Raw genomic sequence first — 26,607 nt, forward strand, 5'->3', positions numbered from 1 at the left:
CGTAGAGGGGCAGGCGGTGGCCGCGTCGGTAGCCTTGCGGCATGACTTTGCGACTCTCCGTCATTGGCACCGGCTATCTGGGGGCAACCCACGCTGCCTGTATGGCGGAATTGGGTTTCGAGGTCATCGGAGTCGATGTAGACCCAGCCAAGGTCGCCACCCTGCAGGGCGGTCATGTGCCCTTCTACGAGCCCGGGCTGGACGAGGTGCTGGAACGCAATATCGAAGCCGGGCGGCTGAACTTCACCACTTCCATAGCCGAGGCCGCGAACTTCGCCGATATCCACTTCATCTGTGTGGGAACTCCGCAGCTTGCCGGTGCTCAGCGTGCTGATCTGTCCCAGGTCATGTCCTCGATTGAAGCCCTTGCCCCGCATTTGCGGCCAGGTGCGCTCGTGGTCGGCAAATCAACGGTGCCCGTCGGCACCGCTGCGCTCATCGCTGAGCGATTGAAGGCCGTGGCAGTGTCCGAGGTTGAGCTGGCGTGGAACCCGGAGTTCCTCCGCGAGGGCTTTGCCGTTGAGGACACCCTCACTCCTGACCGATTGGTCGTCGGCGTGCGAAGCCAAGAGGCCGAGGATCGTCTACGAGAGGTCTACGCACCTCTGATCGCCATTGGCACCCCGTTCCTGGTCACGGATTTCCCCACCGCAGAACTCGTGAAGGTTGCAGCCAACTCCTTCTTGGCCACCAAGATCTCATTTATCAATGCCATGGCCGAGGTATGTGAGGCAGCTGGCGCGGATGTCGCGCAACTTGCCGAGGCGATCGGTTACGACCCCCGCATTGGCAATCGCTTCCTGTCCGCTGGCCTTGGCTTCGGTGGCGGCTGCCTGCCCAAGGACATTCGCGCCTTCATGGCCCGCGCCGGTGAACTTGGCGCTGAAGATGCGGTCATGTTCTTGCGCGAGGTCGACCAGATCAATCTCCGCAGACGTTCACATGTCGTGGATCTGGCTCGAGCCATCCTCGGCGGCAGCTTCGCAGGCAAGGCGGTGACCGTGCTCGGAGCGGCTTTCAAGCCGAACAGCGACGACGTGCGCGATTCACCCGCACTCGACGTTGCTGTGGCGATGAGCAATGCCGGTGCTCGTGTAGTCGTGCATGATCCCAAGGCGCTAGTCAATGCCGCCAAGGTCTATCCGAATATGAACTACGAGGCCGATGTGATCAAAGCGCTTGCTGGCGCCGATCTCATCTTGCATGGCACGGAGTGGACTGAGTACCGCGAATTGAATCCGGTCGAAGTCGCCGCCGTTGTGCGCGAGAGAAACCTCATTGACGGCCGCAACATCCTGGACCCGAATGCTTGGCGAAATGCTGGCTTCAGCTATCGAGCCTTGGGCCGACCAAACGCCTAACTCTTTAAGAACCTAACGCTTGATCTTCTGACCCTTGATCTTGGCCGAGGCATTCAGTTCACGCTGAAAATCAACCATCGAGCTCATGAGCTCGGGGTCGGCGATGCCGAGCATACGAACCGCGAGCAAGCCAGCGTTTCGCGCATTGCCAATCGCCACAGTTGCAACAGGAACACCAGCAGGCATCTGAACAATCGACAAAAGTGAGTCCATGCCGTCAAGGGAACCAACGGCAACGGGAACGCCAATGACCGGAATCGGAGTGAGCGCTGCCAGCATGCCGGGCAGGTGTGCCGAGCCGCCGGCACCAGCGATGATCACACGCAGACCGCGGTCAGTTGCAGTTGCACCGTATTCGACCATCTCGTGCGGCATGCGGTGTGCGGAGACGACATTGACCTCATAGGCCACGCCGAACTCATCGAGTGCATCGGCTGCAGCCTGCATCGTCGGCCAGTCTGAGTCGCTGCCCATGCAGATGCCCACCAACGGCTGATCTGCCATGGTCTCTCCCTCATTCATCGATAACGCCAGAGAAGTAGTCTGCTGCATGGCGCCCGCGCACCAGTAACGCGTCGGCGTCCTCCCCAAGCAAAGTCACGTGACCAACCTTGCGACCGGGGCGAACTTCCTTGCCGTACAGGTGCACCTTGATCTCCGGATCTCGCGCGAACACGTGGCGGTATGCGGAGTAGAGATTGCCAACGGATCCCCCGAGCACGTTGACCATCACGGCATGTGGCGCGCGCATGCGCGGATCACCGAGCGGCAGGTCAAGCACCGCCCGGAGATGATTTTCAAACTGACTGGTAGCTGCGCCCTCGATGGTCCAGTGGCCGGAGTTGTGCGGTCGCATCGCAAGCTCGTTGACGACAAGTCCGTCCGAGGTCTCAAAGAGTTCGACAGCAAGCATCCCGACCACATCAAGGTCGCGCGCAATTCGTAGGGCGATGTTCTGCGCTTCGAGCGCGAGTTCCTCTCTGAGCTCTGGCGCAGGAACGATGACTTCGGCGCAGATGCCATTGATTTGCGTCGTCTGCACGACTGGGTAAGCGACGGCTTGCCCATGCGGTGATCGGGCAACCTGAGCTGAAAGCTCCCGCGTGAATGGCACGAACTGCTCTGCCAACCAGAAGGATTCTGCAAACAGCGGCGTTGCCATGACGGCACTTGCCTCGTCGGCACTGCGCACAACCCAGACTCCACGGCCGTCATAGCCGCCACGCGAAGTCTTCAGCACGACCGGCCAGCCATGGCTTTGCGCGAAGTGCTCAACGTCAGCAGATGCAAGCACTTGCGACCAGGCCGGGCATGGAACGCCGATCGCGGTGAGCGCGACCCGCATCTGCAATTTGTCCTGGGCGTGGGCCAGCGCACTGGGACTGGGTCGCACCGCGATCCCCCGGGCAAGCAGTCCCTCCAAGATTGCGGTGGGCACATGCTCGTGATCAAAGGTGACGACATCGCAGCCCTCGGCGAATGCCGAGACGGCAATTGGATCATCGTGCGCACCAATGTGAACATCGTGCACGACCAGCGCCGCGGGATCCGTAGGAGACGCCGCAAGTACTCGAAATCCGATGCCCAAGGCGGTGGCGGCTTCGGCGCTCATTCGCGCAAGTTGGCCTCCACCAATCATCCCGACAGTGGGAGCACCATCTGCTTGCGTCACTGCCCCAATCTACCGGCGGCTGATGGCCGCAGAATCGTCAAGTCGCTCAAAATGCATAGGTATGCTGCATTAATGCCATCAACCGACCAGCGGCCTGCAGTCGTGCGGGCAGCGATCGGTTTCCTCGATCAATTTCGCGCCCTGTACCGCGAGGTGGCCAAGTTCGGGCTCGTGGGTCTTTCAGCTCTCGTTGTCGACATTGGCCTGTTCAACTATCTGCGCTTCGCAGGCGGCCAGGGCCCGATGTTTGATCGTCCGATCAGCGCAAAGATCGTCAGCGTCGCAGTTGCCACCATGGTTGCGTACTTCGGCAATCGGTACTGGACTTTCCGTCATCGCGGTCGCACGCATATGAGCCGCGAACTCGCTATGTTCTTCCTGCTCAATGGCGTTGGCATGCTCATCGCCATTGGCTGCCTCTACCTCAGTCACTACGTCCTGGGCTTCACCAGCGCGCTGGCCGACAACCTCAGCGCTAACGTCATCGGGCTTGGCTTGGGCACGATGTTCCGATTCTGGAGCTATCGCAAATGGGTATTCCCTTTAGTGCCAAGAAATCCGGCCGACCAGGAGGTCGCCGAACGCGACGCTGCCACGCTCATCTAGCTGAGGCCGGACTCGCCACCATTGCGTCGACGACGAGTGTCATCTTCTTCCTGCAGCCGATAGATATCTCGTTGTATCTCTTCGACATTGGTGACGTCCTTGACGATCAAGCTCCCATCAGCGTTGGCTGAATCAATGTCCAGATCGCCATAGTTGAGCATCCGCCCAAGAATGCTCTGGCGGAAAGTGACGTTGTTCGTCTTGGCCAGCGGCATATCGCGGCCTTCCTTGGTGAGCAGCCCCTGCCGCACGATGATGCGTCGATCAGTGAAGACATACTCGGTCGTGATCCAGCGCAAAAAGGGGATCACGCTTCTCCACACGACCAGGACGACGAATATCGCGCCGAGAGCCCATCGGAACCATGAGACATCAGACCAAAGGAATAGAGCGGTCAGGATGAAGACCTCAACGAGAAATGAAAAGATCGGGATGATGAGCCCGCGCCAATGTGGCCGGAGCTCATAGACGATGGATTCGCCCGGCGCCAAGAGTTTTGCTGGATACGTCACAGTTAAATACTGGCATGAATTACGTCTAAATACTGGCATGAATTACGTCGCCTGCGGTGACCATCACGTTCGCGGTGCCGTCATCGACGATCAACTGTCCGTTGTCATCAACATCAAGCACGAGTCCGTGGACGATTACTGAATCGGGCAGAGTGGCCTCGACCACCCGGCCGATCGACGCGCAGAGATCGCGATATTCGACAAACAACTGCGCGTCTTGCGCCCTCCAGCGCGCCAGACAGCGAGCAAAATTGCCGAGCACGGCGGCAAGCAAGGCTTCGCGTCCCGCGCTGCCGCCCTCAAGGGTGATCGACGTAGCAGTTGGAACGGGCAGCTCGGCCCGAGTCATCGAAACGTTCAACCCAATGCCCACGACAACGGCATCATCACCATGAGCCTCACTCAGAATCCCACCGAGCTTGCGAGAACTGTGATCGACGACCACGAGGTCATTGGGCCACTTCACCTCTGCCTGGACTCCAGTCACCGAGCGGATTGCATTTGCCGATGCGAGTCCGGCCAGCAGCGGCAGCCAGCTCCAACTTGAGCGAGGCATGTCTGCAGGGCGCACCAGAACTGACATCCAGAGCCCGGCACCGTGTGGGCTGACCCATTGTCGATCCAGCCGGCCCCGGCCTGCCGATTGGTGTTCGGCCACGATGCAGGAGCCCTCAACCGCGCCGGCCTCTGCAAGCCGCGCGACATCACTGTTCGTTGATTCAGTAGTGTCCAAGAGAGTAGGTATCGGGCCGGCCCAGCCTGCTGCCTGCAAGTCGGCAATCAAGGCGGGCATGTCCAGGGCAGTTCGCGCATCCGGATCGGTCACGCCACTAAGGTAACGCGCGAGGAGGCCCGATGAGCGCCGTAGCGAAGGACCAGAAGAGCATCGACAGTCACACCACCGCAGGCAAGGGAGCGGTGCTGGCTGACTACGAGGCTGAGACCGACGGCCGCCAGCAGGAGGCCATCACCAAGCAGCATGCTCGCGGAAAGCTGTCGGCCCTGGAGCGCATTGAAATGCTGCTCGATGAGCACTCCTTTCAGCAGGTCGACTCACTTACCCGCCACCGCTCGCATGACTTTGGACAGGAGAAGACGCGTCCGCTGGGCGACGCCGTCATCACCGGCTACGGCACTGTCGATGGTCGTCCGGTCTGCGTCTTCGCTCAGGATTTCTCCACCTTCGGTGGCTCCCTTGGTGAACTCGTCGGCGAGAAGATCGTCAAGGTGATGGATCTTGCACTCAAGACTGGCTGCCCAGTCATCGGTATGAACGACTCCGGTGGCGCGCGCATCCAGGAGGGCGTTGCATCACTGGCCATGTACGGCGAGATATTCAAGCGCAATGTCGCTGCATCCGGCGTCATCCCGCAGATCTCGATGATCATGGGACCAAGCGCTGGCGGCGCCGTCTACTCCCCCGCTATCACCGACTTCACGATCATGGTCGAGAAGACCTCGTACATGTTCATCACTGGTCCCGATGTCATCAAGACAGTGACCGGCGAAGAAGTGGCGATGGAGGCGCTCGGCGGTGCCCAGACGCACAACACCAAGTCCGGCGTCGCGCACCACATGTCTCCAAACGAAGAGGAGGCCATCGAGTACGTGCGCGCACTACTCGGCTTCTTGCCAAGCAACAACCTCGAAGAGGCCCCAGTCTTCGACACCGACGTCAGCCTTGAACTCAACGAAGATGACTACGAGCTCGATTCCCTTGTGCCCGATTCACCCAACCAGCCATATGACATGCACCGGGTCATTGGCCACATCCTCGACGATGGCGACTTCCTGGAGATCCAGGCTCTGTTCGCGCCAAACATCGTCTGCGGCTTTGGTCGAGTTGAAGGTCGTAGCGTCGGCATCGTTGCCAACCAGCCAATGCAGTTCGCTGGCACCCTGGATATCTCAGCCTCAGAGAAGGCGGCTCGTTTCATTCGCACCTGCGATGCCTTCAACATCCCAATCATCACCCTCACTGACACCCCTGGCTTCCTGCCCGGCACTCATCAGGAATGGGACGGCATCATCCGCCGCGGCGCCAAGCTCATCTACGCATACGCCGAGGCCACCGTTCCGATGATCAACGTCATCACCCGCAAGGCCTATGGCGGCGCCTACATCGTGATGTCGAGCAAGCACCTGGGCTCGGACATCAACCTGGCTTGGCCCACTGCGGAAATCGCAGTGATGGGCGCCGAAGGTGCTGCAAACATCCTGTACCGCAGGGAACTGGCTGAGGCCACCGATCCTGTCGCCAAGCGGGCGGAGTTGATCGAGGAATACAAGGAGACCCTGGCCAACCCCTACCGTGCTGCAGAACGCGGCTACATCGACCGTGTCATCCAGCCTCACGACACTCGAGTGGTGATCATCCGAGCCCTGCGCAACCTGCGCAATAAGCGCACCAACCGCGCACCGCGCAAGCACGGAAATATCCCGCTGTGACCTCCGAGCACCCAGATCCCAAGCGTCCGGTGCTTCGGGTCATCAGTGGCAATCCGACCGAAGAGGAACTGGCCGCAATCTTGGCCATCGTTTCCAGCCTTACTCCCGATGCCACACCACCACATCACTTTTCATTCTGGAACGACCTCAGCCGCGGCATCCACAGCACTCCACGGCCAAGTGCGACTGCTTGGCGCGCATCGACGATGCCTCAGTAAGGCGTGACCTCACTCGTACTGGCCTCGGCATCTCCTGCACGTCGGATGCTGCTGGCCAATGCTGGCGTGACTGCGCAGATTGAGGTCTCCACAGTCGATGAAGATGCACTGACCCAGACTCTTTCTCCGATTGCGCCCATCGATTTGTGTCTGGCCCTGGCCCAGGCCAAGGCCCGCGATGTTGCACAGCGATTCTCGGCCGAAGACAACGTCATCGTGCTCGGCTGTGACTCAGTGCTCGATGTCGACGGTGTTGCGCACGGCAAGCCTGGCTCAGCCGAAGCCGCCCGAGCCCGCTGGCAGCAGATGGCTGGCCGCAGCGCCTTCCTTCGGACCGGTCATTGGCTGATCCAACCCAGCACAGGCAAGGAGCTCGGCGAGGTGGCCAGCACCGAGGTCTTCCATGCCACCCCCACCAGCACCGAGATCGAGGCCTATATCGCAAGTGGCGAGCCCCTTCAGGTGGCTGGCGGCTTCACCCTCGATGCTCTCGGGGGACCATTCATCGAGCGGATCATCGGAGATTCATCGAATGTGGTTGGACTATCCCTGCCCCTACTGCGACTGCTCCTACAACAGTTTGAAGTGACGTGGACTGACCTCTGGGTCGGACTCCAGCCAGACGGCTCGACCCAAGACTGACGTCGATGGGCGGTGCGCATTCAGCGCCCTGTGTCGATACAGTGCCACCTGCATATACGCGAGGAAGAGGCCAACAAAGTGCGCAAAGTACTGATTGCAAACCGGGGCGAGATTGCCGTCCGTGTCATTCGCGCCTGCCGCGATGCCGGACTGACCTCGGTCGCTGTCTACGCCGAGCCCGATCGCAACGCGATGCACGTGCGCATGGCCGATGAGGCATACAACCTTGGCGGCGAGACCGCCAGTGATTCCTACCTCGTCTTCGACAAGATCCTCAAGGCCTGCGCTGATTCCGGCGCTGACTCTGTGCATCCCGGCTATGGCTTCCTGTCCGAGAATGCCGACTTCGCCCAAGCGGTCATCGATGCTGGCCTGATCTGGATCGGGCCGCCACCCGCAGCCATTCGCGCCCTCGGCGACAAGGTCTCGGCTCGGCACATTGCACAGAAGGCTGGCGCGCCACAGGTTCCCGGCACACCTGAGCCCGTGAAGAGCGCCAACGAGATTGTCGCCTTCGCCAAGGAGTTCGGTCTTCCGGTTGCCATCAAGGCAGCATTCGGTGGCGGCGGACGTGGCTTGAAGGTCGCCTACAAACTCAATGAAATCCCTGAACTCTTCGAGTCAGCTGTACGCGAGGCAACCGCTGCCTTCGGACGCGGTGAGTGCTTTGTCGAGCGCTACCTCGACAAGCCCCGTCACGTTGAGACTCAATGCCTTGCCGACATCCATGGCAATGTCGTGGTCATCTCCACTCGCGACTGCTCCTTGCAACGACGTCACCAGAAGCTGGTCGAGGAAGCTCCTGCCCCATTCCTGACCGAAGCTCAGACCACCACTCTTTACGAATCGTCCAAGGCCATTCTCAAAGAAGCGGGCTACGTCAATGCCGGCACTTGCGAATTCCTCATCGGCCAGGACGGCACGATCTCCTTCCTTGAGGTCAACACCCGCTTGCAGGTGGAACACCCCGTTTCCGAGGAAGTTTCTGGCATTGACCTGGTTCGCGAGCAGTTCCGGATCGCCGACGGCGGCGCCATTGACTATCCAGACCCAGAGCTGCGTGGTCACTCGATTGAATTCCGCATCAACGGCGAAGATCCTGGCCGCGGATTCCTGCCAGGTCCCGGCGAGCTCATCGTCTGGCGGCCACCGAGCGGTCCGGGCATTCGCCTGGACACCGGTGCGCGCCTGGGCGATGTCATCGGCGGCAATTTCGACTCGCTGATAGGCAAGCTCATCGTCACCGGCAAGGACCGCACTCAGGCCCTTGAGCGCGCCCGTCGCGCACTGCATGAGTTCGTCATCGAAGGCATCGCCACTGCACTCACCTTCCACAGGGCAGTCGTGCACGACGCCAACTTCGCCCCTGCTGATCCCGAAGCAGCCTTCACCGTGCACACCCGTTGGATCGACGAGGATTTCGACAACAAGATCCAGCCCTATGGCGGCTTCAGCGGCGGACTTGCCGTCGTTGACGCCAGGCAGAACCTGGTCGTCGAGGTCAATGGCAAACGCCTGGAAGTCAGCCTTCCTGGCGATGGGGTGATCGGTGGTGGAAGCAAATCCACCAAGGCGCCACGCTCGAGCAGCAAGAAGGCAACCGCAGTCCTTGATGGCGATGCGCTGGTTGCTCCGATGCAAGGCACTGTCGTCAAGGTCGAGGTCACCGAGGGTCAGCAGGTTGCCGCAGGCGATCTCCTGGTGGTGCTGGAAGCCATGAAGATGGAGCAGCCCTTGAACGCACACAAGTCGGGTGTCATCACTAACCTCACTGCCGAGCCTGGTGCGACCGTGCCGAACGGAACGGTTCTGCTGGAGATCAAGGGCGAATAGCCGCCTACCGCTGCTAACGAAAAGGAAAACAAGGTGACAGCGGTCGTAATCCTCGGCGGTGGCCCCGGCGGATATGAGGCTGCGCTGGTCGCCCGACAGTTGGGTGCCGATGTCACTCTGGTTGACAGCGATGGCGTTGGTGGTTCGGCAGTGCTCACCGACTGCGTCCCAAGCAAGACTCTGATCGCCACTGCGAACGTCATGATGACCACAGCCGAATCAAGCGGGCTCGGCGTGCTGCTCGACGGGCAAGAAGCCGCGGCGCATCTGCTCAGCGTGAATCTGGCCACCGTCAATGCGCGCGTCAAAGCGCTCGCCAGTTCGCAGAGCGAAGACATCCGCCTGAGCTTGGAACGCGAGGGAGTCCGCCTGGTGCGAGGCAAGGGACGCCTCAACGGTGCGAACTCCGTACTCGTGGAAACCTCCGAGGGCGACGAGTACACCTATCGCGCTGACACCATCTTGATCTCCACTGGAGCTCGCCCGCGGCAATTGCTCAATGCGATGCCTGATGGTGAGCGCATCTTGAACTGGGAACAGGTCTACGACCTCGCCGAAGTTCCAGAACGCCTGATTGTTGTCGGCTCTGGTGTCACGGGTGCTGAGTTCGCCAGCGCGTACCACGGTCTTGGCAGCAGCGTGGTGCTGATCTCCTCGCGCGATCGCGTGCTGCCAGGAGAAGATCCTGATGCGGCAAGAGTGCTCGAAGAAGTCTGGGCCCGACGTGGCCTGGAGGTCATGTCCCGCGCTCGTGCAGTTGCTGTCCGTCGCGAGGGCGATGGCGTGGTCGTCGAGCTTGAAGATGGTCGACTCATCGACGGCTCGCATGCACTTATGGCAGTTGGATCAATCCCAAACACTGAGATGCTCGGACTTGCAGGGGCAGGCGTCGATACCAATGCCAATGGATTCATTCGCGTTGATCGGGTCTCGCGCACTTCCACCCGCGGCATCTACGCCGCTGGCGACTGCACGGGCGTATTGATGCTTGCATCGGTCGCTGCGATGCAGGGCCGCATCGCTATGTGGCATGCGCTGGGCGATGCCGTGCAACCACTTGATCGTCTTCTCGTGTCGAGCACCGTGTTCACCGACCCTGAAATCGCGACAGTTGGCTTGACCCAAAAAGATCTCGATGACGGTGAGTTCCGTGGAGATGTCGTGATCTTGCCACTCAATACAAACGCGAGAGCCAAGATGCAGGAACAGTACGACGGCTTCGTGAAGATCCTGTGTCGCCGAGGATCGCGATTGATCGCCGGCGCGGTAGTAGTTGGTGCAAATGCGAGTGAATTGATCCATGTGCTCACAGTGTCCATTCATCAGCGGATGACTGTTGACGAACTAGCCAGCGCTTTCACCGTCTATCCGAGTCTTTCCGGCTCCATCGCTGAGGCCGCGCGTCACCTACACCTGCATTCGGACCAGCGCGATCAGTGACTCGTGAGCTGTGCGCGGGTAGATTCACACAGTGACCGATCACCCCAGCACAATCCAAGCCCTGGAACATGCGCAGCAGGCCGCTGAGGTCTTGATCCAACTCACCGGCATCCCGAAGCACGATGTCGCCATCGTGCTTGGATCTGGTTGGGTTGCAGCGGCCGAAGCCTTGGGCACCACTGTTGCTGAAGTCCAGATGACCCAGCTTCCGCATTTCACTTCGCCAGTTGTTGCTGGCCACGCTGGGCGCGTACGGAGCATCGATGCAGATGGAGTGCGGGTGCTCGTGTTCTTCGGACGCACACATTTGTATGAAGAGCGCGGAGTTGACGCTGTCACTCACGCAGTACGCACCGCAGCCGCGGCCGGCTGCAAGACCATCGTATTGACCAATGGCTGCGGTGGGCTGGACCCCAGTTGGCAACCAGGAACGCCAGTGCTCATCAAGGATCACATCAACTTCACCGGCACCTCGCCTCTACACGGGGCTCACTTTGTTGATCTCACTGATCTCTACAGCAGCCGACTGCGAGCAATCTGCAAGGAACTTGATCCCACTCTTGCTGAAGGCATCTATGGACAGTTCCGCGGCCCTATGTACGAGACTCCCGCCGAGATCGGCATGTTACGTGCGATCGGCGGAACTCTCGTCGGGATGAGCACTGCCCTTGAAGCGATCGTCGCCCGATCTCTTGGGATGGAGATTCTTGGAATCTCACTGGTCACCAATCTTGCTGCAGGGATGAGTGGGGAGGCCCTCAACCATCAGGAAGTGCTTGCCGCCGGCAAAGCTGCCTCAACATCGATGGGTGTGCTGCTCGGTCGGGTCATTCGGGAGCTGGCATGACCGAAGTGCTGGCTGCGGCGCAAGCCTGGCTGGCGATCGATCCCGACCCACAAAGCCGTACCGAACTCAGCACACTCATCTCGGCCGCGCAGGCTGGTGCGGCTCCAGCAATTCGTGAACTTGAGGATTCCTTCGCTACTCGGCTCGCCTTCGGCACGGCAGGCATCCGCGGAGCTCTGGGGCCAGGTCCGAATCGGATGAATCGAGTCGTGGTTCAACAGACGGCTGCGGGTCTGGCGAGGTACCTGCTCGCCCATGGCGGTGGCTCAGTGGTGATCGGTCACGACGCACGTCATCGATCAGCAGACTTCGCGCACGATGTGGCTGCAGTGCTATCTCAGAGCGGGCTCAGCGCGATGGTGCTTCCCCGAGCCCTGCCCACCCCGCTATTGGCCTTTGCCATTCGATGGCTTGGGTGCGCCGCAGGCGTCATGGTGACAGCCAGCCACAATCCAGCTCGCGACAACGGCATCAAGGTCTACCTGGGTGATGGATCGCAGATTGTGCCGCCTGCTGACGCGGAGATCAGCGCAGAGATTGATCGAGTAGCCGCGTCCAAGGAGTTGCCTTCGGCCCAGATTGACTCCGAATGGCTCACTCTTGACGAACAAGTCATTGATGCCTATATCGAAACTGCCGTGGCCTTGGTTTCACATTCGACCGCCCGATCCGTACGCGCGGTCTACACAGCCATGCACGGAGTTGGCGGCGAGCTGTTTGAGCGCGTCTTCGAGCGCGCAGGCTTTCCATCAGTGATTGCCGTACCAGAGCAACTGCAGCCCGACCCCGATTTCCCGACCGTGGCCTTCCCCAACCCAGAAGAGCCCGGTGCCATGGACCTGGCACTCGCCTTGGCTCAAACGCAGCGAGTGGATCTCATAATCGCCAGCGACCCCGATGCTGATCGCTGCGCAATAGGTATTCCTGATGCGACCACCCTCGGTTGGCGGATGTTGAGCGGTGACGAAGTGGGTTGGCTGCTGGGCTGGTGGGTGCTTGAACGAGGAAACCGTGGCACTCTCGTGCAGTCACTGGTATCCGGTTCGATGCTCAAGGCCATCGCAGAGCGCGCCGGTGTGGAGTATCGACAGACTCTCACTGGGTTCAAGTGGATCAGCCGAGTACCTGACCTCGCGTTCGGCTACGAAGAGGCGCTGGGCTACTGCGTTGACCCAGCGCATGTGCGCGACAAGGATGGCATCACCGCAGCGTTGTTATTCGCAGAGTTGGCCGCAATCTTGAAAGCCGAAGGCCGCACCGTTCAGGATCTTCTGGATCAACTAGCGCTTCAGCACGGGGTGTACGCCACTGCGCAGGTCTCGGTTCGCCTCGCTGATCCGACGCTGATCACCAACGCAATGCAGGCACTGCGTCAACATCCGCCGACCAGCGTTGGCGGCCTCGCAGTACAAGCGGTTGATGACCTCGAGTTGCCGAGCGATGGCCTTCCCCCGACCGACGGACTCCGATTCACTCTCGAGGGAGGCGGTCGGGTGATCGTGCGTCCCAGCGGCACTGAGCCCAAGGTCAAGTGCTACTTGCAGGTCATCGAGCCAGTGCAGGGATCCGATGTCGGCGCCGCACGCACGGCGGCCCAAGCCGCCCTCGCGAGGATCGCCGACGACGCACGTCAATGGCTAGGGTGAGAACGTGCCAAGACTGACTGCTCGGGACCTCGAAGAGGCCGGACAGTCCAGTGCCGCAATGCGCAGTCTGGTCGCGGGCCTGCCAGGAGTCGACGAGGTTGGTGCACAGGGACGCATCGCGATGCTGGGGACTCGCTCGATCAAGACAACATCAAAGGCCTGGGCGATCGATACCGCGATCAGCATGGTCGATCTCACCACTTTGGAAGGCATGGACACTGCTGGCAAGGTCCGAGCCCTCTGTGCCAAGGCCAAGCATCCCGATCCGCTGGATACCTCGGTGCCACATGTAGCGGCGGTGTGCGTCTACGGCGACATGGTGGCAACTGCTCGAGCCGAAGTCGGCAGCACCTTGCATGTGGCCGCCGTTGCAACGGCCTTTCCCAGTGGTCGAGCTGAACTCGATGTGAAGCTTGCAGACACGGTGCACTCTGTCGAAGCCGGCGCCGACGAGATCGACATGGTGATTGACCGTGGCGCTTTCCTCGAAGGCGATCTCGCTCTGGTGTTCGATCAGATCAAGGCAGTCAAGTCCGTCTGTGGCACCGCACACCTGAAAGTGATACTTGAAACTGGCGAACTGCAGACTCTCGACAATGTTCGCCGTGCGAGTTGGCTGGCAATACTTGCTGGCGCCGATTTCATCAAGACCTCTACCGGAAAAATCACGCCAGCTGCAACCCTGCCTGTCACCTTGGTCATGCTTGAAGCCATTCGCGACTTCCATGAGATCAGCGGACGCCGCATCGGCATGAAGCCGGCAGGCGGCATTCGCACGAGCAAGGACGCCATCAAGTACCTCGTACTGGTCAACGAGACTCTCGGCAAAGACTGGCTGATCCCCGATCTCTTCCGCTTCGGCGCGTCCACCCTGCTCAACGATCTTTTGCTGCAGCGTCAGCGCATGAGCACCGGTCACTACTCCGGCCCCGATTACGTCACGATCGACTAGGGACGAGGATTCATGACATTCGAATACGCACCGGCACCTGAGTCGAGGTCGATCGTCACCATTGCGCCACAATACGGTCTGTTCATCAATGGCGAGTTCGTCGACGGTGCCGACACTTTTGCAAGCATCAATCCGGCAACCGAAGAAGTGCTCTCACTCGTTGCCGAAGCCGACGCCGCAGCCATCGACTCTGCAGTCAAGGCTGCAAGAACTGCGTACACGAAAGTGTGGTCGCGAATGTCCGGCCGCGAACGAGCCAAATACCTCTTTCGCATCGCGCGGATCATTCAAGAGCGCTCCCGTGAACTTGCGGTTCTGGAGTCTTTGGACAACGGCAAGCCCATTCGTGAATCTCGTGATGTCGACATTCCCCTTGTGGCAGCACACTTCTTCTACTATGCGGGTTGGGCCGACAAGCTTGAGTACGCCGGACTCGGCACCGAGCCCAAGGCACTCGGAGTCGTTGGTCAAGTGATCCCTTGGAACTTTCCACTGCTGATGCTCGCCTGGAAAATCGCACCCGCACTGGCAGCAGGCAACACTGTTGTGCTGAAGCCGGCCGAGACGACTTCACTGACAGCGCTCTTGTTCGCCGAGATCTGCCAGCAGGCCGATCTGCCGCCCGGGGTGGTCAACATCGTCACAGGTGCCGGCGAGACCGGACGACTGCTGGTGGAACATCCCGACGTGAACAAGGTGGCATTCACCGGCAGCACTGCTGTTGGCCGTTCGATCCAGCGATCCCTCGCAGGAAGCGGCAAGGGTCTCAGTCTCGAACTGGGAGGCAAGGCCGCAAACATCGTGTTTGAAGATGCGGCATTGGATGAGGCGATCGAAGGCATAGTCAATGGCATCTTCTTCAATCAAGGACAAGTTTGCTGCGCTGGCAGTCGGCTGCTGCTGCAGGAATCGGTGGCTGATGAAGTCGTCCATGCGCTCAAGCGTCGACTCGAGACCCTGCGATTGGGCGATCCCCTTGATAAGAACACAGATATCGGTGCCATCAACTCATCGGTGCAGTTGGAGCGCATCACTGAACTGACTGCGGCCGGCGATGCAGAAGGCGCCGAGCGCTGGACAGCACCGTGCGAGATCCCGGCAGCAGGCTTCTGGTTTGCTCCCACCATCTTCACCAACGTCACCCAAGCGCATCGCATTGCTCGCGAAGAGATCTTTGGCCCAGTGCTGTCAGTGCTCACCTTCCGCACTCCAGAGGAGGCCTTGGAAAAGGCGAATAACACCCCCTATGGACTCAGCGCAGGCGTCTGGAGCGAGAAGGGCAGCCGAATCCTGTGGATGGCCAATCGCCTGCGGGCTGGCGTGGTCTGGGCCAATACCTTCAACCGCTTTGATCCAGCCAGCCCCTTTGGCGGGTACAAGGAATCTGGCTTTGGTCGAGAGGGTGGAGTCCACGGTCTGGCTCCCTACCTGCAAGGCCACGGGAAGGGGGCAAGCGCATGAACGACCGACTGGAGGTGCGCAAGACGTACAAGCTCTACGTCGGCGGTCAGTTCCCGCGCAGTGAATCGGGACGAGTCTTTGAGGTCAACACCGCCGATGGCGAGTTCTTGACCAATATGGCCAAGGCAAGCCGCAAGGACGCTCGCGACGCAGTGCTCGCAGCTCGCAAGGGCTTCAACTCATGGTCCGCTGCTACTGCCTACAACCGTGGCCAGGTGATGTATCGCATCGCGGAGGTGATGGAGGGTCGCAGTGCGCAATTTGCCGAAGAGCTGCAACTCCTCGGAGGAGGCTCCGCGAAGAAGGCACGCCAAGAAGTCGAGCAAGCGATCGATCGCATGGTTTGGTACGCGGGCTGGGCCGACAAGCTCACGCAGGTGGTGGGCACGGCCAATCCGGTCGCGGGCCCCTACTACAACTTCTCGGTACCTGAGCCAACTGGGGTGGTGGTGGCAGCAGCACCTTCAACTCCAGCACTTCTCGGTCTGGTAAATGTGCTGGCACCGATCATCGTAAGTGGCAACTCCGCCATCATTCTGGCCAGCGAGTTGCAACCGATCGTGGCCATCACCATGGCCGAGGTACTCGAAAGCAGCGACATGCCTGCTGGCGCGGTGAACATTCTGACGGGCAGCGCCGCAGAAATCCTGCCCTGGCTGGCCAGCCACGGCGATGTCAATGCCTTGGATCTCAGCGGCGTGGATGATCCAGAGCTTGCCGTCGAACTTGAGCGCGAGGCCGCCGGAACACTGAAGCGAGTACAGCGCTCAACTGTGCGGGCCGACAAGACCCCGAGCCTGCTGCAGATGATTGCGTTCCTGGAGATCAAGACGGTGTGGCACCCGATGGGTCTTTGACGCATTTCGACTTATGCCGGATTGTTGATCAGCCGCTCAGCAAGCACCGCCCGTAATTCTGCATAGGCGGGCTTGATCTGTTCGTTGATGATCTGGAGCCGCTCATCGAAGGGCAGGAATGCGCTCTTCATCGCATTGACGGTGAACCACTGGAGGTCATCGAGTCCGTAATGAAAAGCATCGACGAGCAATTCCAACTCGTGAGTCATCGACGTGCCAGACATCAGACGATTGTCGGTGTTCACCGTGACGCGAAAGCCCAATCGGCGAAGCAGGCCGATGGGATGCTCCGCGATCGATGCAGCTGCTGCGGTTTGCACATTGGAACTCGGACACATCTCCAGAGGGATACGGCAGTCGCGCACATATGCGGCGAGCCGTCCAAGAGTGACCTGACCATCAGCTTCAATTGTGATGTCGTCAACAATGCGCACGCCATGCCCGAGTCGATCGGCACCACACCACTGGATCGCCTCCCAGATCGACGGCAGTCCGAAGGCCTCACCAGCATGAATCGTGAAGTGCGCATTCTCTCGGCGCAGATACTCGAATGCATCCAGATGCCGAGTTGGAGGATAGCCAGCCTCAGCGCCAGCAATGTCGAAGCCCACCACTCCGCGATCGCGGAACGCAACGGACAACTCAGCGATCTCGCGCGAATGAGTGGCCGTGCGCATCGCCGTGAGCAGCACACCGATGCGAATCGACTGGCCCAAGCGCGCGGCCTCGCGCTCCCCTTCGGCGAAGCCAGCAAGCACTGCTTCAACAATGCTCGGAAGAGTCAACCCGAGTTGAGTGTGCAATTCGGGCGCGTAGCGCACCTCGGCATAGATGACTCCGTCGGCTGCCAGGTCAATCGCGCATTCACGTGCGACCCGGCGCAGAGCAGCCTGGGTTTGCGTGACGCCCACGGTGTGCTTGAAGGTGTCCAGATACCGCTCGAGGGATCCCGAATACGCCGCATCGGCAAACCAGGAGGCGAGTGCTTCGGGTTCAGTCGCCGGCAGATCCGCATATCCCGAATCAGCCGCGAGCTCGATTACGGTCGCCGGACGAAGCCCACCATCGAGGTGATCGTGCAGCAAGACCTTGGGGGCTCGAGCAATGAGATCCGAGGGAACTGGCGCGAAGTTTCCGGCATCAAGCATGCCGTCACGCTATCGCCCAGAAGAACTCAGTGGGCTTCGTGCGGCTCAACTGAAGAATCAATCTTGCCGAACAGCCAGAGAAACTCACGCCAGACGCCAGTGCCCGGGGCTTCGCGCATCTCAGATCCCATTGCCGTCGATGAGTTCAACGCGACGATCTCTCGCCATGATCTGCAAGTACTCGACATTGCCTAAATGAGCTGCGCGCACAGCGCCAAACACGGCATCCGGTAAACGGTAACCGGTAACCGGTAACCACAGCAAGGGATCGCTTGAATCCGCGCCGCGTTCAAAGCGCATGGTCGAGGTCAAGACTCGGGAAACCCAAAGCCGATCAAATTCCAATAATTGGCGCTCGTAGGCGCGCCTCATCAACTGCTGGATCTCTGCCCTCGGACACAGACGAAATGCACGGGCTTCCAAAAGCTCTTAAGACCTCAGCCGAGTCCTGCTGCAGTTTGCGGGTGCTGTGTTAGACGGCGCGCACCCAACTGCTCGACCAGCTGGCGGGAGCAGTGCTCCTTTTCAGTTCACCCGACCAAAGCCGAGGAGGCAGTCAAGCAGTAGCAATGGTCAATAGCTGGGCAAACCGAGGTCGGACTCCAACTCAGAAAATGCAGTCGGAACGCCCTTCAAAGGTTGGTCATCTGAGCAGTACAGCAACCAGTTGTTCGAGTGTCGGTGAACCGCTCAGCCCTTCCGGAGTCGAATAGACCCGGCATGCCATTCCCGCCTGGGCTCCGACAACCGCGAAGGGATCGCGCCCGTCAATGAGTATCGTCGGCGATCCGATGAACCCTGCTGCGACGGCCTGGTCGAAGGTCTCTACCTTCTGATGCTTGACAATAATTCCAGAAGAACCCACCTGGGCAAGAGCTTCGCGCAGCAACTTGTCCGCCTCAACCCAGTTGGGGCAACCGTCAAAGTACTGCAGCACTACTTCCATGAGGACTGATGTCTACCGACATAGATGACAGTCTCGGGTCTTCTGGAGCCGCTTTCGTCCGCTGCGATATTGCCAATGGGGTCGAGGCTAGTTCTTTGAAGAGATGAAGCCCTAGCTGGATTACCGCTTTGCGTAATCAGCGACACCTTGCCAATCGACCAATACGCAGGGTTCGTCTCCGACAATCCATGCGTCGTGCCCGGGTGGTGCAATCATGAAATCACCAGGGCCGAATTCGATCTCCTGTCCGTCGTTCATGCGAACTGTCATGTGGCCAGAAACGCAGTAGCCCATGTGTGCCGCCTGACAACTGTCAGTACCGGCGATGGGCTTCACGTGCTCCGACCATCGCCAGCCAGGCTCGAAGGTGCCGCATCCAACGAGAGCTCCGTCCAGCGTCACCAAGTCCATGCGACCCTTACCGTCTAAGAATTCTCTGGTCTCACTCGGTGCCGCGACGCTTTGCTTGTAGAGATTGGTCATGATCTGTCCTTCCATTCAAAGATCCATACATCGTTGATTGGTTCGGTACATATGGTTATTACTGGCATGCTGACATCTCAGCGGCTCGCGCGATCTCGACAAACTGCGCCGACCAATTTCGTTGACGATTCTGAAGTTGTCGCCTATTGCGCCGACCACTGAGTAGTGACATCAAGATTGCGAAAGATCGGCTCGCCGTCGGATAACGCCATCATCCGTGCAGAGAATTCGCCTGTGGCAGGCCGCTCGGAGTTCTGCATTGCCGCCTCATAGGACTCAAATTCCACGATGGTCACATAGGTGTTTGGGCTGTCTCGGTCACTTGTGGACAGGACTCGTTGCACAAGGCCGTGCATCTCACCATCAGCTATCCATTGCGAAAAGAGCGCCTCCATATCATCCCGACGCGAAGTTGTGAACTCAATAATCTGAACAAAGGTCATAGTGTGATCTCCTTCCGTTGCCAGGAGCCGCGCTTGAAATTGCGCATAAACGGAGCCTCCTCTTATTGCATTGCTAAGGCAACCCCCTCCTCTCTGCCTAATCGCCGAGGCGGCGAAAGGGGGCGCATCGACAGGCGGCAGGGAAGTGACAAACGGGGGTTCGCGACTATGAACGTCAGGGCGCGATTCGCTCCAAAATGAGCGGCAGTCGCTTGATGACTGAATCTGCCGGGCCGACCTCAACGGCCCCGTGGAGGGCCTCCAGGGCCTGCGGGATCCGGGCTGCGTCATCGGCATACATCGTCAGGATGGGCGCGCCAGCCTCGATCAGATCGCCTGGCTTCACATGCAAGGTGATGCCGGCGCCGGCTGAGACCGGATCCTCCTTGCGAGCCCGCCCAGCTCCCAGGCGCCAGGCGGCAACACCGATGCCAAGAGCATCCATGTGCGTGACCATCCCCGAATGAGAGGCAAGCAATTCCTGGCTTTCGTGGGCTTGCGGAAGCTTGGCCAGTGGATCCCCGCCTTGCGCCCGAATCATCCGATTCCAAGCATCCATCGCGGAACCGTCCTTCAGAGTGGCCGCCGGATCAGCATGGATCCCAGCGAGGTCGAGCATCTCGCGAGCCAAGGTCAAGGTGAGCTCAATGACATCGGCCGGGCCTCCCCCTGCGAGCACCTCGACTGATTCCAGCACCTCCAGTGCATTGCCGACAGCAAATCCAAGGGGTACATCCATTGCAGTGATCAATGCCCGTGTGCGCAGCCCTGAGTCATTGCCGATGGCGACCATGGTGTGGGCCAACTGACGAGCCAACTCCGGATCACTCATGAACGCGCCAGCACCGGTCTTCACATCGAGCACAAGTCCACCGGCACCTTCAGCAATCTTCTTGCTCATGATGCTGCTCGCGATGAGAGGAATGCTCTCGACTGTTGCGGTGACATCGCGCAGGGCATAGAGCTTTCGATCAGCGGGAGCCAGGCCATCTCCGGCCGCACAGATCACGCCACCGATGTCAGTGAGAATCTTCATCATCTCTTCATTGCTCAGCAGAGCGCGCCAGCCCGGAATCGATTCGAGCTTGTCGAGGGTGCCACCTGTGTGCCCAAGGCCCCGGCCACTCAATTGCGGCACTGCTCCACCGCAGGCAGCAACGATCGGAACCAAAGGCAGGGTGATCTTGTCGCCGACTCCGCCCGTTGAATGCTTGTCGACAGTGGGCCTGGGAAGGTGCGTGAAATCCATTCGCTCGCCGCTGTTGATCATCGCCGTTGTCCAACGAACGGTCTCGTGCTCATTCATGCCCTGAATGAAGATGGCCATCGCCAAGGCGGCCATCTGCTCGTCGGCCACAACACCGCGCACATAAGCATCGATGACCCAATCAATCTGTGGATCAGTGAGCACATTGCGATCACGCTTGGCTCGAATGACGTCGACCGCAGCAAATGGCTCAAGCATGTGAATCCTCCGCACGGGAATCGAGCTCGGCTGGTCCAAAAGCTTGAGGCAGGATTTCAGCCAAAGTGAGCACACCTTCTGGGGTCATGATCTGGGTGGCTGCACTGCCGTGCTCCCACAGCAATTGACGGCATCGGCCGCATGGCATCAGTGAGTTGCCGTGCTGATCGACGCACGAAATCGCCGTCAGCAGGCCGCCACCCGTGGCGTGAATGCTCGAGACCATTCCGCACTCGGCACACAAGGTGAGCCCGTATGAAGCATTCTCGACATTGCAGCCAGTGACGATGCGACCATCTTCCATCAGCCCCGCAACACCCACCTTGAAGTGTGAATAAGGGGCGTATGCCTTGTGCATGATGTCAATCGCAGTAGCCCGCAGCCCATCCCAATCAATGACTTCGCTCATGACTACTGCTTCTCAAATGGTTGGCCGTCAGCGGCCGGCGGTCGAGCCCTGCCCACAAGTCCGGCAACCACGATGATCGTCACCAGATACGGCGCCATCGCCAGAAACTCCGTCGGAATGGGAGTATCTAGCACGGCGAACTTCTGTTGCAGCGAATCGGAGAAGCCGAAGACCAGCGAGGCCAAGAAGGCGCCGATCGGGTTCCACCCACCAAAGATCATTGCTGCAAGACCGATGAAGCCACGGCCTCCCGTCATCCCTTCATCAAATCGACCGACGGTTCCCAAAGTGAACCACGCGCCGGCAAAGCCACCGACCATGCCGCCGTAGATCACCGAGAGATAGCGCACTTTCGCAACGCTGATGCCGAGGCTGTCCGCGGCTTTCGGGTTTTCGCCAACACTGCGAGTGCGCAGCCCCCAACGCGTGCGGAAGAGGAAGAATGTGGTCAAGCCCACGAGCAAGAACATCCCGTAGACAATGACGGTTTGGTTGAAGAACATCGGGCCGATGATCGGGATATCGCCCAGAACTGGGATCTTGATGGCCGGAAAGATTGGAGCGTCGTTGAGGCCGGGGTTCTTGATCAACAACTGTGAGGTCAAGAACGACGTCAGCCCCAGCACAAGGATGTTGATGACCACGCCAATGATGATCTGATCAACTCTGAAGTTGACCGACAGCACCGCGAGCAACAGCGCCAGGATGCCGCCTGTCATGGTGGCAGCGATCAGCCCGATCCAGCCGCCGAGTATCGAACCCATCACAACACCAGTGAATGCTCCGCCAAGCAGCATGCCTTCGATGCCGATGTTCACCACGCCTGAGCGCTCACACAAGATTCCTGAAAGAGCGCCCAGAGCAATGGGCGTTGAACGGGCAACCGTGGCCACCAGCATGCTGACAAGGCTGAATTGCTGACCAGCTGAAGCCCACACCATCATCGCGAGCACGAAGACGCCGAAGCCCATGCCTAAGAAAATCGTGGTCTTGGCTTGGAAGCCGCGCATGAATTGGCTGGCGCCCAGGAACGCCAGCACTCCAGCGAGAATCCACAAGGACCCAGCACTTGGCACCGAGATCGGACTCAGCTGAATGAAGTCAGTGACCGTGCTGATGCCAAAGGTCGAAACCCCACTCACGGCTGGGACAAGAACCAACATAATCACTGCCGCCATCAGAAACAGCGCTACACCGGAAATGCGAGCCTTCCGGATCTGCGATCGCGACAAGATCTTGGATTTGCGACCGGTCACCTCGTAGGACTCCACCGCAGCGGTCACGATGCCCATCCCTTGCTGATCTGGGTAGCAGCCATCGGTGTTTTCAACCGATAGATCCAGCTGATGAGCGCCGGCGCTGCCACGAAGATGATGATCAAGGCCTGAATCACAGAAATGATGTCAAGGCCGACATCAGTCGACACCTGCATCTGCTGACCACCGGCGCGCAGGCCACCGAAAAGCACAGCTGCTGCCACTACTCCGGCAGGGTTCGAGCGGCCAAGCAGCGCAACCGCAATTCCGTCAAAGCCGACGCCAGCAGTGAATCCCGGCGTGACGCGCTCCAGTACGCCCAACACCTGCCCACCTCCAGCAAGCCCCGCCAGTGCACCCGCAATAACCATCACCATGACGTACACGCGCGCTACCGACATGCCCGCATATCTGGCCGCTGCTGGGTTGGCTCCGACTGCGCGGAACTCAAAGCCAGTGGTGGTGCGGAAAAGCAACCAGTGAATAAACACTGCGGCAAGCAAGGCAATGATCAGGCCAAAATGGATTCGCATGGACGGATTGATCCAGTCGAGCAACTGCGGCATTGCTGCGCTGTCCTCAATGGTCCTGGAGACCGGATCGCTGCGACCCTCACGTTGGAACAGCGATGATTTGAGCAAATAGCCGACGAGCAGGATGGCGATGTAATTCAGCATGATCGTGACGATCACTTCATGGGCGCCGGTCTTGGCCTTCAGGACGCCGGGGACGAAGCCCCAGATCGCACCACCGATGAGGCCAGCGACAATCGCCAGCGGCAGGTGGATGATCAACGGCAAGCCGGTAAAGCTGAAGCCGACGAAGACAGCGAACATGCCGCCGATGGCCATCTGGCCTTCGCCACCGATATTGAACAGGCCAGCACGGAAGGCGATTGCCACGGACAGGCCGACCAGAATCAGCGGAGTAGCAGCGGTGAGAGTCTCCGAAATCGCCTTGATGGAGCCCACCGAACCCTGCAGGAGAGCACCGTAGGCCTCCAGCGCCTCACTCAAAGGAGTACCGCTCAAGACGATGATCACCAAGCCGATAAGCAGAGCCGTCACAACGGAAAGGAACGGAATCAGAATGCCGGCGCGCCAGTTGACACTGGTCGTCAGCTGTTGAAGGAAGCCGCGATTCTGCTTGAGCGACTCTTCTGTGATCACTGGCGGCGAAGCATCTGGCGCGCTTGGGCCCGGAGTCGATGGAGTCTGCTCGCTCATGCCTGATTCCCTGCCATGAACAATCCGATTTCCGTTGGCGTGGTCTCACTTGTCACGCGCTCGGCAACGATCTCACCGTCATACATCACCAGAATGCGATCGGCCAGCGAGAAGATCTCATCGAGTTCTGTCGAGACAATCAAAATGGCCTTACCCTCATCGCGCTTGCGAACAATCTGCTCATGGATGTATTCGATCGAGCCGACATCGATGCCCCGAGTTGGCTGAGCACAGATCACCAGCGGCACATCGCGGCTGAATTCGCGGGCAACGATCATCTTCTGGGCATTGCCGCCGGAAAGCGCATCGCCAGTATTTTCGATGTTTGGCGGACGGACGTTGTAGGCCTGGACCAAGGCAACTGCCGATTCCTTGATGGCGTCGCGATGCATCTGCATGCCTCGCGAGAACTCATCGCTGTAGTACGAATCCAGGATGAGATTTTCACTCAGGCTGAACGAGCCCACCATGCCCATGTGATTGCGGTCTTCTGGCACATGCGCAATGCCGGCTTCATGAAGTTTGCGCGGACCGAGCTTGGTGACATCTCGGCCTTCGAAAATCACCTTGCCAGTCTCTATCTGCAGGAGTCCGGTGATGGCCTGCACGAGTTCGGTTTGACCATTGCCCTGAATGCCGGCAACGCCCACGATTTCTCCGGCGGCAACAGTCATCGACACAGAGTCGAGCAACTTGCGGCCGTAGTCATCAGTGACCGTGACTTCGTTCAGTTCAAGCACGACAGCACCGGGCTTCGCTGGAGTCTTATCGACAGAAAGATCGATGTCTCGACCCACCATCATCGATGCCAACTCTTCTGGTGTGGCCGTGGCAGGATCGGCATGCCCCACGACCTTGCCGGCTCGCAGCACCGTGATGTCATCAGCGATTGCCAAGGCTTCTTTGAGCTTGTGGGTGATGAAGATGATTGCGGCTCCATGCGACTTGAGCTCGGCCACGATGCCGAAGAATTCTTCAACCTCTTGCGGGGTGAGCACGGCAGTTGGCTCGTCGAAAACGATGATCTTCGCTCCGCGAAGCAGAATCTTGATGATCTCCACTCGCTGTTGAATACCAACGGGCAAGGATTCGACGATTGCATCTGGATCAACGGCCAAGCCGTAGCGCTTTGATATCTCACGCACTTCAGTACGAGCGCGCTTGCGATCCATCACGCCGCCGAAGGTGGTCGGCTCAACTCCGAGCACCACGTTGTCGGCCACCGAGAAAATCTGCACGAGCATGAAGTGCTGATGCACCATGCCAATGCCCGCAGCAATCGCTGCGCCTGGGTCATGGAAGGTCTGCGGCACGCCGTCGATGAGAATCTCACCCGAATCTGGGCGGTAGATGCCTGACAACACATTCATCAGCGTGCTCTTGCCAGCACCATTCTCACCAATGAGGGCCAGGACCTTGCCCGAGCGAGCCACCAAACTGACATCGTCATTGGCGAGCACACCAGGAAATTGCTTGCGAATACCGCGCAACTCAAGATCCATTGCCACCCTCCCCCACGCTACGAAGATGCCTGATGCGGATATGCAGGTGGGCGGGATCCGATGTACCGAACCCCGCCCACCTCCGTTGGAACTAGCCGACCTTGATCGAACCGTCGATGATTCCAGTCTGCAGAGCAGTGATCTGATCCTGCAATGCTGCCGGAACCATCGATTCCATATCGTGGTACGGAGCAAGTCCGACACCGCCGTTGGCCAGGGTGCCGACGACGACCCCGCCCTTGAAGGTGCCATCCACGACCTGCTTGATGGCGTCGAATGTGGTGACGTCCATGTTCTTCAGCACCGAGGTGAGGTACACACCAGAGTTGGCGCTGTCAGACAGGAACTGGTCTGCATCCACACCGATGATCATGAGCTTGTCAATGCCAAGCTCACTGGCGAGTGCTGCTGAGCCCAGGCCCACTGGTCCGGCCACTGGCATCACGATGTCAGCGCCTTCATCAACGAGGTTCTGAGCGAAGGTGCGGCCGTCATCGAGCTTCTCGAAGTTCTCGGTGAACAGACCCTTCTTGGTCTTGGGGTTCCAGCCGAGGACCTTCACCTTGGTGCCGTTGTCAGCGTTGTACTTCTGCACGCCGTTGTAGAAGCCATCCATGAAGATGGTCACGGTCGGGATGTTCAATCCACCGAAGGTACCCACGGTGCCGGTCTTGGTCATTCCTGCTGCAAGGTAGCCAGCGAGGTATGAGGCCTCATTGGTGTTGAAGACCTGTGCCAGCACATTGTTGTTCTTGATGACTCCCTTGTCATAGCCGTAGTCGACGATGCTGAAAGGAATCGTTGGGTTTGCGTTGGCTGCAGCAGCCGTGGCATCACCAAGCAAGAAGCCCACCGTGATGATCACGTTGCAATTCTGATCAACGAAGGACTGGATATTGGTTGCGTAGTCGGTTTCAGCCTGTGACTCAAGTACTGAACCCTGGATGCCGAGCTGTGATGCAGCGTCAGTCACACCCTTGTATGCGGTCTGGTTGAAGCCCTTGTCGTCGACACCACCGGTGTCGGTGACCTGGCAGGCCTTGAAGTCAGAAACTGTGGAGCTCGCGGATGGCTCAGCGCTGTTAGTAGTACTACTGCAGCCAGCTAGACCAAGTGCTGCCACGGCGACAAATGCCGCAGCAATCTTCAGGTTGGTTTTCATGCATCTCCCCCTCGGAGTGTTTAGAACTACAACATCGGGATGAAGCGATTGTGGCTACCCTAGTGGCGCGCA

The 26,607-nt window shown here is 59.4% G+C and carries 27 protein-coding genes; 12 read left to right on the forward strand and 15 right to left on the reverse strand.

Going from position 1 to position 26,607, the window contains the following annotated elements; genetic code table 11:
* Positions 1 to 41 precede the first annotated feature (41 nt).
* Positions 42 to 1,361: a UDP-glucose/GDP-mannose dehydrogenase family protein gene (locus tag Q7L55_09755; GenBank protein MDO8732833.1), complete on the forward strand. Its 1,320-nt coding sequence runs from the start codon at positions 42 to 44 to the stop codon at positions 1,359 to 1,361.
* Positions 1,362 to 1,373: 12 nt separating this feature from the next.
* On the opposite strand, the gene purE is transcribed toward Q7L55_09755, so the two are convergent.
* Both purE and Q7L55_09765 read right to left on the reverse strand, forming a co-directional pair.
* A complete protein-coding gene (purE, locus tag Q7L55_09760; GenBank protein ID MDO8732834.1) occupies positions 1,374 to 1,865 on the reverse strand; it encodes a 5-(carboxyamino)imidazole ribonucleotide mutase in 492 nt (163 codons plus the stop codon).
* Between the two features lie 10 nt (positions 1,866 to 1,875).
* Positions 1,876 to 3,033, reverse strand: coding sequence for a 5-(carboxyamino)imidazole ribonucleotide synthase (locus Q7L55_09765; protein MDO8732835.1), 1,158 nt, complete (start codon positions 3,031 to 3,033; stop codon positions 1,876 to 1,878).
* 72 nt (positions 3,034 to 3,105) lie between these two features.
* Here Q7L55_09765 and Q7L55_09770 point away from each other — a divergent pair, with 72 nt between their 5' ends.
* Positions 3,106 to 3,639, forward strand: a complete 534-nt coding sequence (locus tag Q7L55_09770; protein MDO8732836.1) for a GtrA family protein — start codon at positions 3,106 to 3,108, stop codon at positions 3,637 to 3,639.
* On the opposite strand, the gene Q7L55_09775 is transcribed toward Q7L55_09770, so the two are convergent.
* Positions 3,636 to 4,151, reverse strand: coding sequence for a PH domain-containing protein (locus tag Q7L55_09775; GenBank protein ID MDO8732837.1), 516 nt, complete (start codon positions 4,149 to 4,151; stop codon positions 3,636 to 3,638). The two genes, Q7L55_09770 and Q7L55_09775, sit on opposite strands and share 4 nt — an antisense overlap.
* A gap of 25 nt (positions 4,152 to 4,176) precedes the next feature.
* Entirely contained in the window at positions 4,177 to 4,977 is an 801-nt protein-coding gene (locus Q7L55_09780) for a biotin--[acetyl-CoA-carboxylase] ligase (protein ID MDO8732838.1), read from the reverse strand.
* A gap of 29 nt (positions 4,978 to 5,006) precedes the next feature.
* Between Q7L55_09780 and Q7L55_09785 the strand changes: the two genes are divergently transcribed.
* The 10 genes from Q7L55_09785 (at position 5,007) to Q7L55_09830 (ending at position 16,495) form a co-directional block, all read left to right on the forward strand.
* Positions 5,007 to 6,599, forward strand: a complete 1,593-nt coding sequence (locus Q7L55_09785) for an acyl-CoA carboxylase subunit beta (protein MDO8732839.1) — start codon at positions 5,007 to 5,009, stop codon at positions 6,597 to 6,599.
* Entirely contained in the window at positions 6,596 to 6,817 is a 222-nt protein-coding gene (locus Q7L55_09790; protein ID MDO8732840.1) for an acyl-CoA carboxylase subunit epsilon, read from the forward strand. Before Q7L55_09785 ends, Q7L55_09790 begins: the two co-directional genes overlap by 4 nt.
* 3 nt (positions 6,818 to 6,820) lie before the next feature.
* Positions 6,821 to 7,459 (forward strand): nucleoside triphosphate pyrophosphatase, encoded by a 639-nt coding sequence (locus tag Q7L55_09795; protein ID MDO8732841.1) that lies wholly within the window; start codon positions 6,821 to 6,823, stop codon positions 7,457 to 7,459.
* A 78-nt stretch (positions 7,460 to 7,537) separates the two neighbouring features.
* A complete protein-coding gene (locus tag Q7L55_09800) occupies positions 7,538 to 9,292 on the forward strand; it encodes a biotin carboxylase N-terminal domain-containing protein (GenBank protein ID MDO8732842.1) in 1,755 nt (584 codons plus the stop codon).
* A 33-nt stretch (positions 9,293 to 9,325) separates the two neighbouring features.
* Complete coding sequence (locus tag Q7L55_09805; protein MDO8732843.1) at positions 9,326 to 10,732, forward strand: NAD(P)H-quinone dehydrogenase; 1,407 nt, start codon at positions 9,326 to 9,328, stop codon at positions 10,730 to 10,732.
* A gap of 31 nt (positions 10,733 to 10,763) precedes the next feature.
* A complete protein-coding gene (locus Q7L55_09810) occupies positions 10,764 to 11,579 on the forward strand; it encodes a purine-nucleoside phosphorylase (protein MDO8732844.1) in 816 nt (271 codons plus the stop codon).
* Positions 11,576 to 13,225: a phospho-sugar mutase gene (locus Q7L55_09815; GenBank protein MDO8732845.1), complete on the forward strand. Its 1,650-nt coding sequence runs from the start codon at positions 11,576 to 11,578 to the stop codon at positions 13,223 to 13,225. The genes Q7L55_09810 and Q7L55_09815 overlap by 4 nt, the downstream gene beginning before the upstream one ends.
* 58 nt (positions 13,226 to 13,283) lie before the next feature.
* Positions 13,284 to 14,177: a deoxyribose-phosphate aldolase gene (gene deoC / locus Q7L55_09820; protein MDO8732846.1), complete on the forward strand. Its 894-nt coding sequence runs from the start codon at positions 13,284 to 13,286 to the stop codon at positions 14,175 to 14,177.
* Positions 14,178 to 14,189: 12 nt separating this feature from the next.
* On the forward strand, positions 14,190 to 15,638 hold the full coding sequence (locus Q7L55_09825) for an aldehyde dehydrogenase family protein (GenBank protein ID MDO8732847.1): 1,449 nt from the start codon (positions 14,190 to 14,192) through the stop codon (positions 15,636 to 15,638).
* Complete coding sequence (locus Q7L55_09830) at positions 15,635 to 16,495, forward strand: aldehyde dehydrogenase family protein (protein MDO8732848.1); 861 nt, start codon at positions 15,635 to 15,637, stop codon at positions 16,493 to 16,495. Before Q7L55_09825 ends, Q7L55_09830 begins: the two co-directional genes overlap by 4 nt.
* An 11-nt stretch (positions 16,496 to 16,506) precedes the next feature.
* On the opposite strand, the gene Q7L55_09835 is transcribed toward Q7L55_09830, so the two are convergent.
* From Q7L55_09835 to Q7L55_09885, 11 genes are all read right to left on the reverse strand, one after another.
* Complete coding sequence (locus tag Q7L55_09835) at positions 16,507 to 17,643, reverse strand: adenosine deaminase (protein ID MDO8732849.1); 1,137 nt, start codon at positions 17,641 to 17,643, stop codon at positions 16,507 to 16,509.
* Between the two features lie 120 nt (positions 17,644 to 17,763).
* Entirely contained in the window at positions 17,764 to 18,015 is a 252-nt protein-coding gene (locus tag Q7L55_09840; GenBank protein ID MDO8732850.1) for a hypothetical protein, read from the reverse strand.
* Between the two features lie 271 nt (positions 18,016 to 18,286).
* The gene (locus Q7L55_09845; GenBank protein ID MDO8732851.1) at positions 18,287 to 18,589 is read right to left on the reverse strand and encodes a thioredoxin family protein; all 303 of its coding nucleotides are present in this window, start codon (positions 18,587 to 18,589) and stop codon (positions 18,287 to 18,289) included.
* A 120-nt stretch (positions 18,590 to 18,709) separates the two neighbouring features.
* Positions 18,710 to 19,072 carry a cupin domain-containing protein gene (locus Q7L55_09850; GenBank protein ID MDO8732852.1) on the reverse strand — a complete coding sequence of 121 codons (363 nt, stop codon included), beginning with the start codon at positions 19,070 to 19,072 and terminating at the stop codon, positions 18,710 to 18,712.
* Positions 19,073 to 19,215: 143 nt separating this feature from the next.
* Positions 19,216 to 19,515: a hypothetical protein gene (locus tag Q7L55_09855; protein MDO8732853.1), complete on the reverse strand. Its 300-nt coding sequence runs from the start codon at positions 19,513 to 19,515 to the stop codon at positions 19,216 to 19,218.
* Positions 19,516 to 19,690: 175 nt separating this feature from the next.
* Complete coding sequence (locus Q7L55_09860) at positions 19,691 to 20,980, reverse strand: thymidine phosphorylase (GenBank protein ID MDO8732854.1); 1,290 nt, start codon at positions 20,978 to 20,980, stop codon at positions 19,691 to 19,693.
* Complete coding sequence (locus Q7L55_09865) at positions 20,973 to 21,389, reverse strand: cytidine deaminase (GenBank protein MDO8732855.1); 417 nt, start codon at positions 21,387 to 21,389, stop codon at positions 20,973 to 20,975. The genes Q7L55_09860 and Q7L55_09865 overlap by 8 nt, the downstream gene beginning before the upstream one ends.
* Before the next feature lie 2 nt (positions 21,390 to 21,391).
* The gene (locus Q7L55_09870; GenBank protein ID MDO8732856.1) at positions 21,392 to 22,672 is read right to left on the reverse strand and encodes an ABC transporter permease; all 1,281 of its coding nucleotides are present in this window, start codon (positions 22,670 to 22,672) and stop codon (positions 21,392 to 21,394) included.
* A complete protein-coding gene (locus Q7L55_09875) occupies positions 22,669 to 23,871 on the reverse strand; it encodes an ABC transporter permease (protein ID MDO8732857.1) in 1,203 nt (400 codons plus the stop codon). Before Q7L55_09875 ends, Q7L55_09870 begins: the two co-directional genes overlap by 4 nt.
* The gene (locus Q7L55_09880) at positions 23,868 to 25,373 is read right to left on the reverse strand and encodes an ABC transporter ATP-binding protein (GenBank protein MDO8732858.1); all 1,506 of its coding nucleotides are present in this window, start codon (positions 25,371 to 25,373) and stop codon (positions 23,868 to 23,870) included. The genes Q7L55_09875 and Q7L55_09880 overlap by 4 nt, the downstream gene beginning before the upstream one ends.
* 91 nt (positions 25,374 to 25,464) lie before the next feature.
* Positions 25,465 to 26,535, reverse strand: a complete 1,071-nt coding sequence (locus Q7L55_09885; GenBank protein ID MDO8732859.1) for a BMP family ABC transporter substrate-binding protein — start codon at positions 26,533 to 26,535, stop codon at positions 25,465 to 25,467.
* Between the last annotated feature and the right edge of the window lie 72 nt (positions 26,536 to 26,607).

It is taken from the genome of Actinomycetota bacterium, from assembly GCA_030650795.1.
Classification (GTDB): Bacteria; Actinomycetota; Actinomycetes; order S36-B12; family S36-B12; genus UBA11398.

Excerpts from the sequence above, each read along its gene's own strand:
- Q7L55_09755 (MDO8732833.1), top strand. The coding sequence starts at position 42 with ATGACTTTGCGACTCTCCGTCATTGGCACCGGCTATCTGGGGGCAACC.
- purE (MDO8732834.1), bottom strand. The coding sequence starts at position 1,865 with ATGGCAGATCAGCCGTTGGTGGGCATCTGCATGGGCAGCGACTCAGAC.
- Q7L55_09770 (MDO8732836.1), top strand. The coding sequence starts at position 3,106 with ATGCCATCAACCGACCAGCGGCCTGCAGTCGTGCGGGCAGCGATCGGT.
- Q7L55_09785 (MDO8732839.1), top strand. The coding sequence starts at position 5,007 with ATGAGCGCCGTAGCGAAGGACCAGAAGAGCATCGACAGTCACACCACC.
- Q7L55_09815 (MDO8732845.1), top strand. The coding sequence starts at position 11,576 with ATGACCGAAGTGCTGGCTGCGGCGCAAGCCTGGCTGGCGATCGATCCC.
- deoC (MDO8732846.1), top strand. The coding sequence starts at position 13,284 with ATGCGCAGTCTGGTCGCGGGCCTGCCAGGAGTCGACGAGGTTGGTGCA.
- Q7L55_09825 (MDO8732847.1), top strand. The coding sequence starts at position 14,190 with ATGACATTCGAATACGCACCGGCACCTGAGTCGAGGTCGATCGTCACC.
- Q7L55_09830 (MDO8732848.1), top strand. The coding sequence starts at position 15,635 with ATGAACGACCGACTGGAGGTGCGCAAGACGTACAAGCTCTACGTCGGC.
- Q7L55_09835 (MDO8732849.1), bottom strand. The coding sequence starts at position 17,643 with ATGCTTGATGCCGGAAACTTCGCGCCAGTTCCCTCGGATCTCATTGCT.
- Q7L55_09840 (MDO8732850.1), bottom strand. The coding sequence starts at position 18,015 with ATGAGGCGCGCCTACGAGCGCCAATTATTGGAATTTGATCGGCTTTGG.
- Q7L55_09845 (MDO8732851.1), bottom strand. The coding sequence starts at position 18,589 with ATGGAAGTAGTGCTGCAGTACTTTGACGGTTGCCCCAACTGGGTTGAG.
- Q7L55_09850 (MDO8732852.1), bottom strand. The coding sequence starts at position 19,072 with ATGACCAATCTCTACAAGCAAAGCGTCGCGGCACCGAGTGAGACCAGA.
- Q7L55_09855 (MDO8732853.1), bottom strand. The coding sequence starts at position 19,515 with ATGACCTTTGTTCAGATTATTGAGTTCACAACTTCGCGTCGGGATGAT.
- Q7L55_09860 (MDO8732854.1), bottom strand. The coding sequence starts at position 20,980 with ATGCTTGAGCCATTTGCTGCGGTCGACGTCATTCGAGCCAAGCGTGAT.
- Q7L55_09865 (MDO8732855.1), bottom strand. The coding sequence starts at position 21,389 with ATGAGCGAAGTCATTGATTGGGATGGGCTGCGGGCTACTGCGATTGAC.
- Q7L55_09875 (MDO8732857.1), bottom strand. The coding sequence starts at position 23,871 with ATGAGCGAGCAGACTCCATCGACTCCGGGCCCAAGCGCGCCAGATGCT.
- Q7L55_09880 (MDO8732858.1), bottom strand. The coding sequence starts at position 25,373 with ATGGATCTTGAGTTGCGCGGTATTCGCAAGCAATTTCCTGGTGTGCTC.
- Q7L55_09885 (MDO8732859.1), bottom strand. The coding sequence starts at position 26,535 with ATGAAAACCAACCTGAAGATTGCTGCGGCATTTGTCGCCGTGGCAGCA.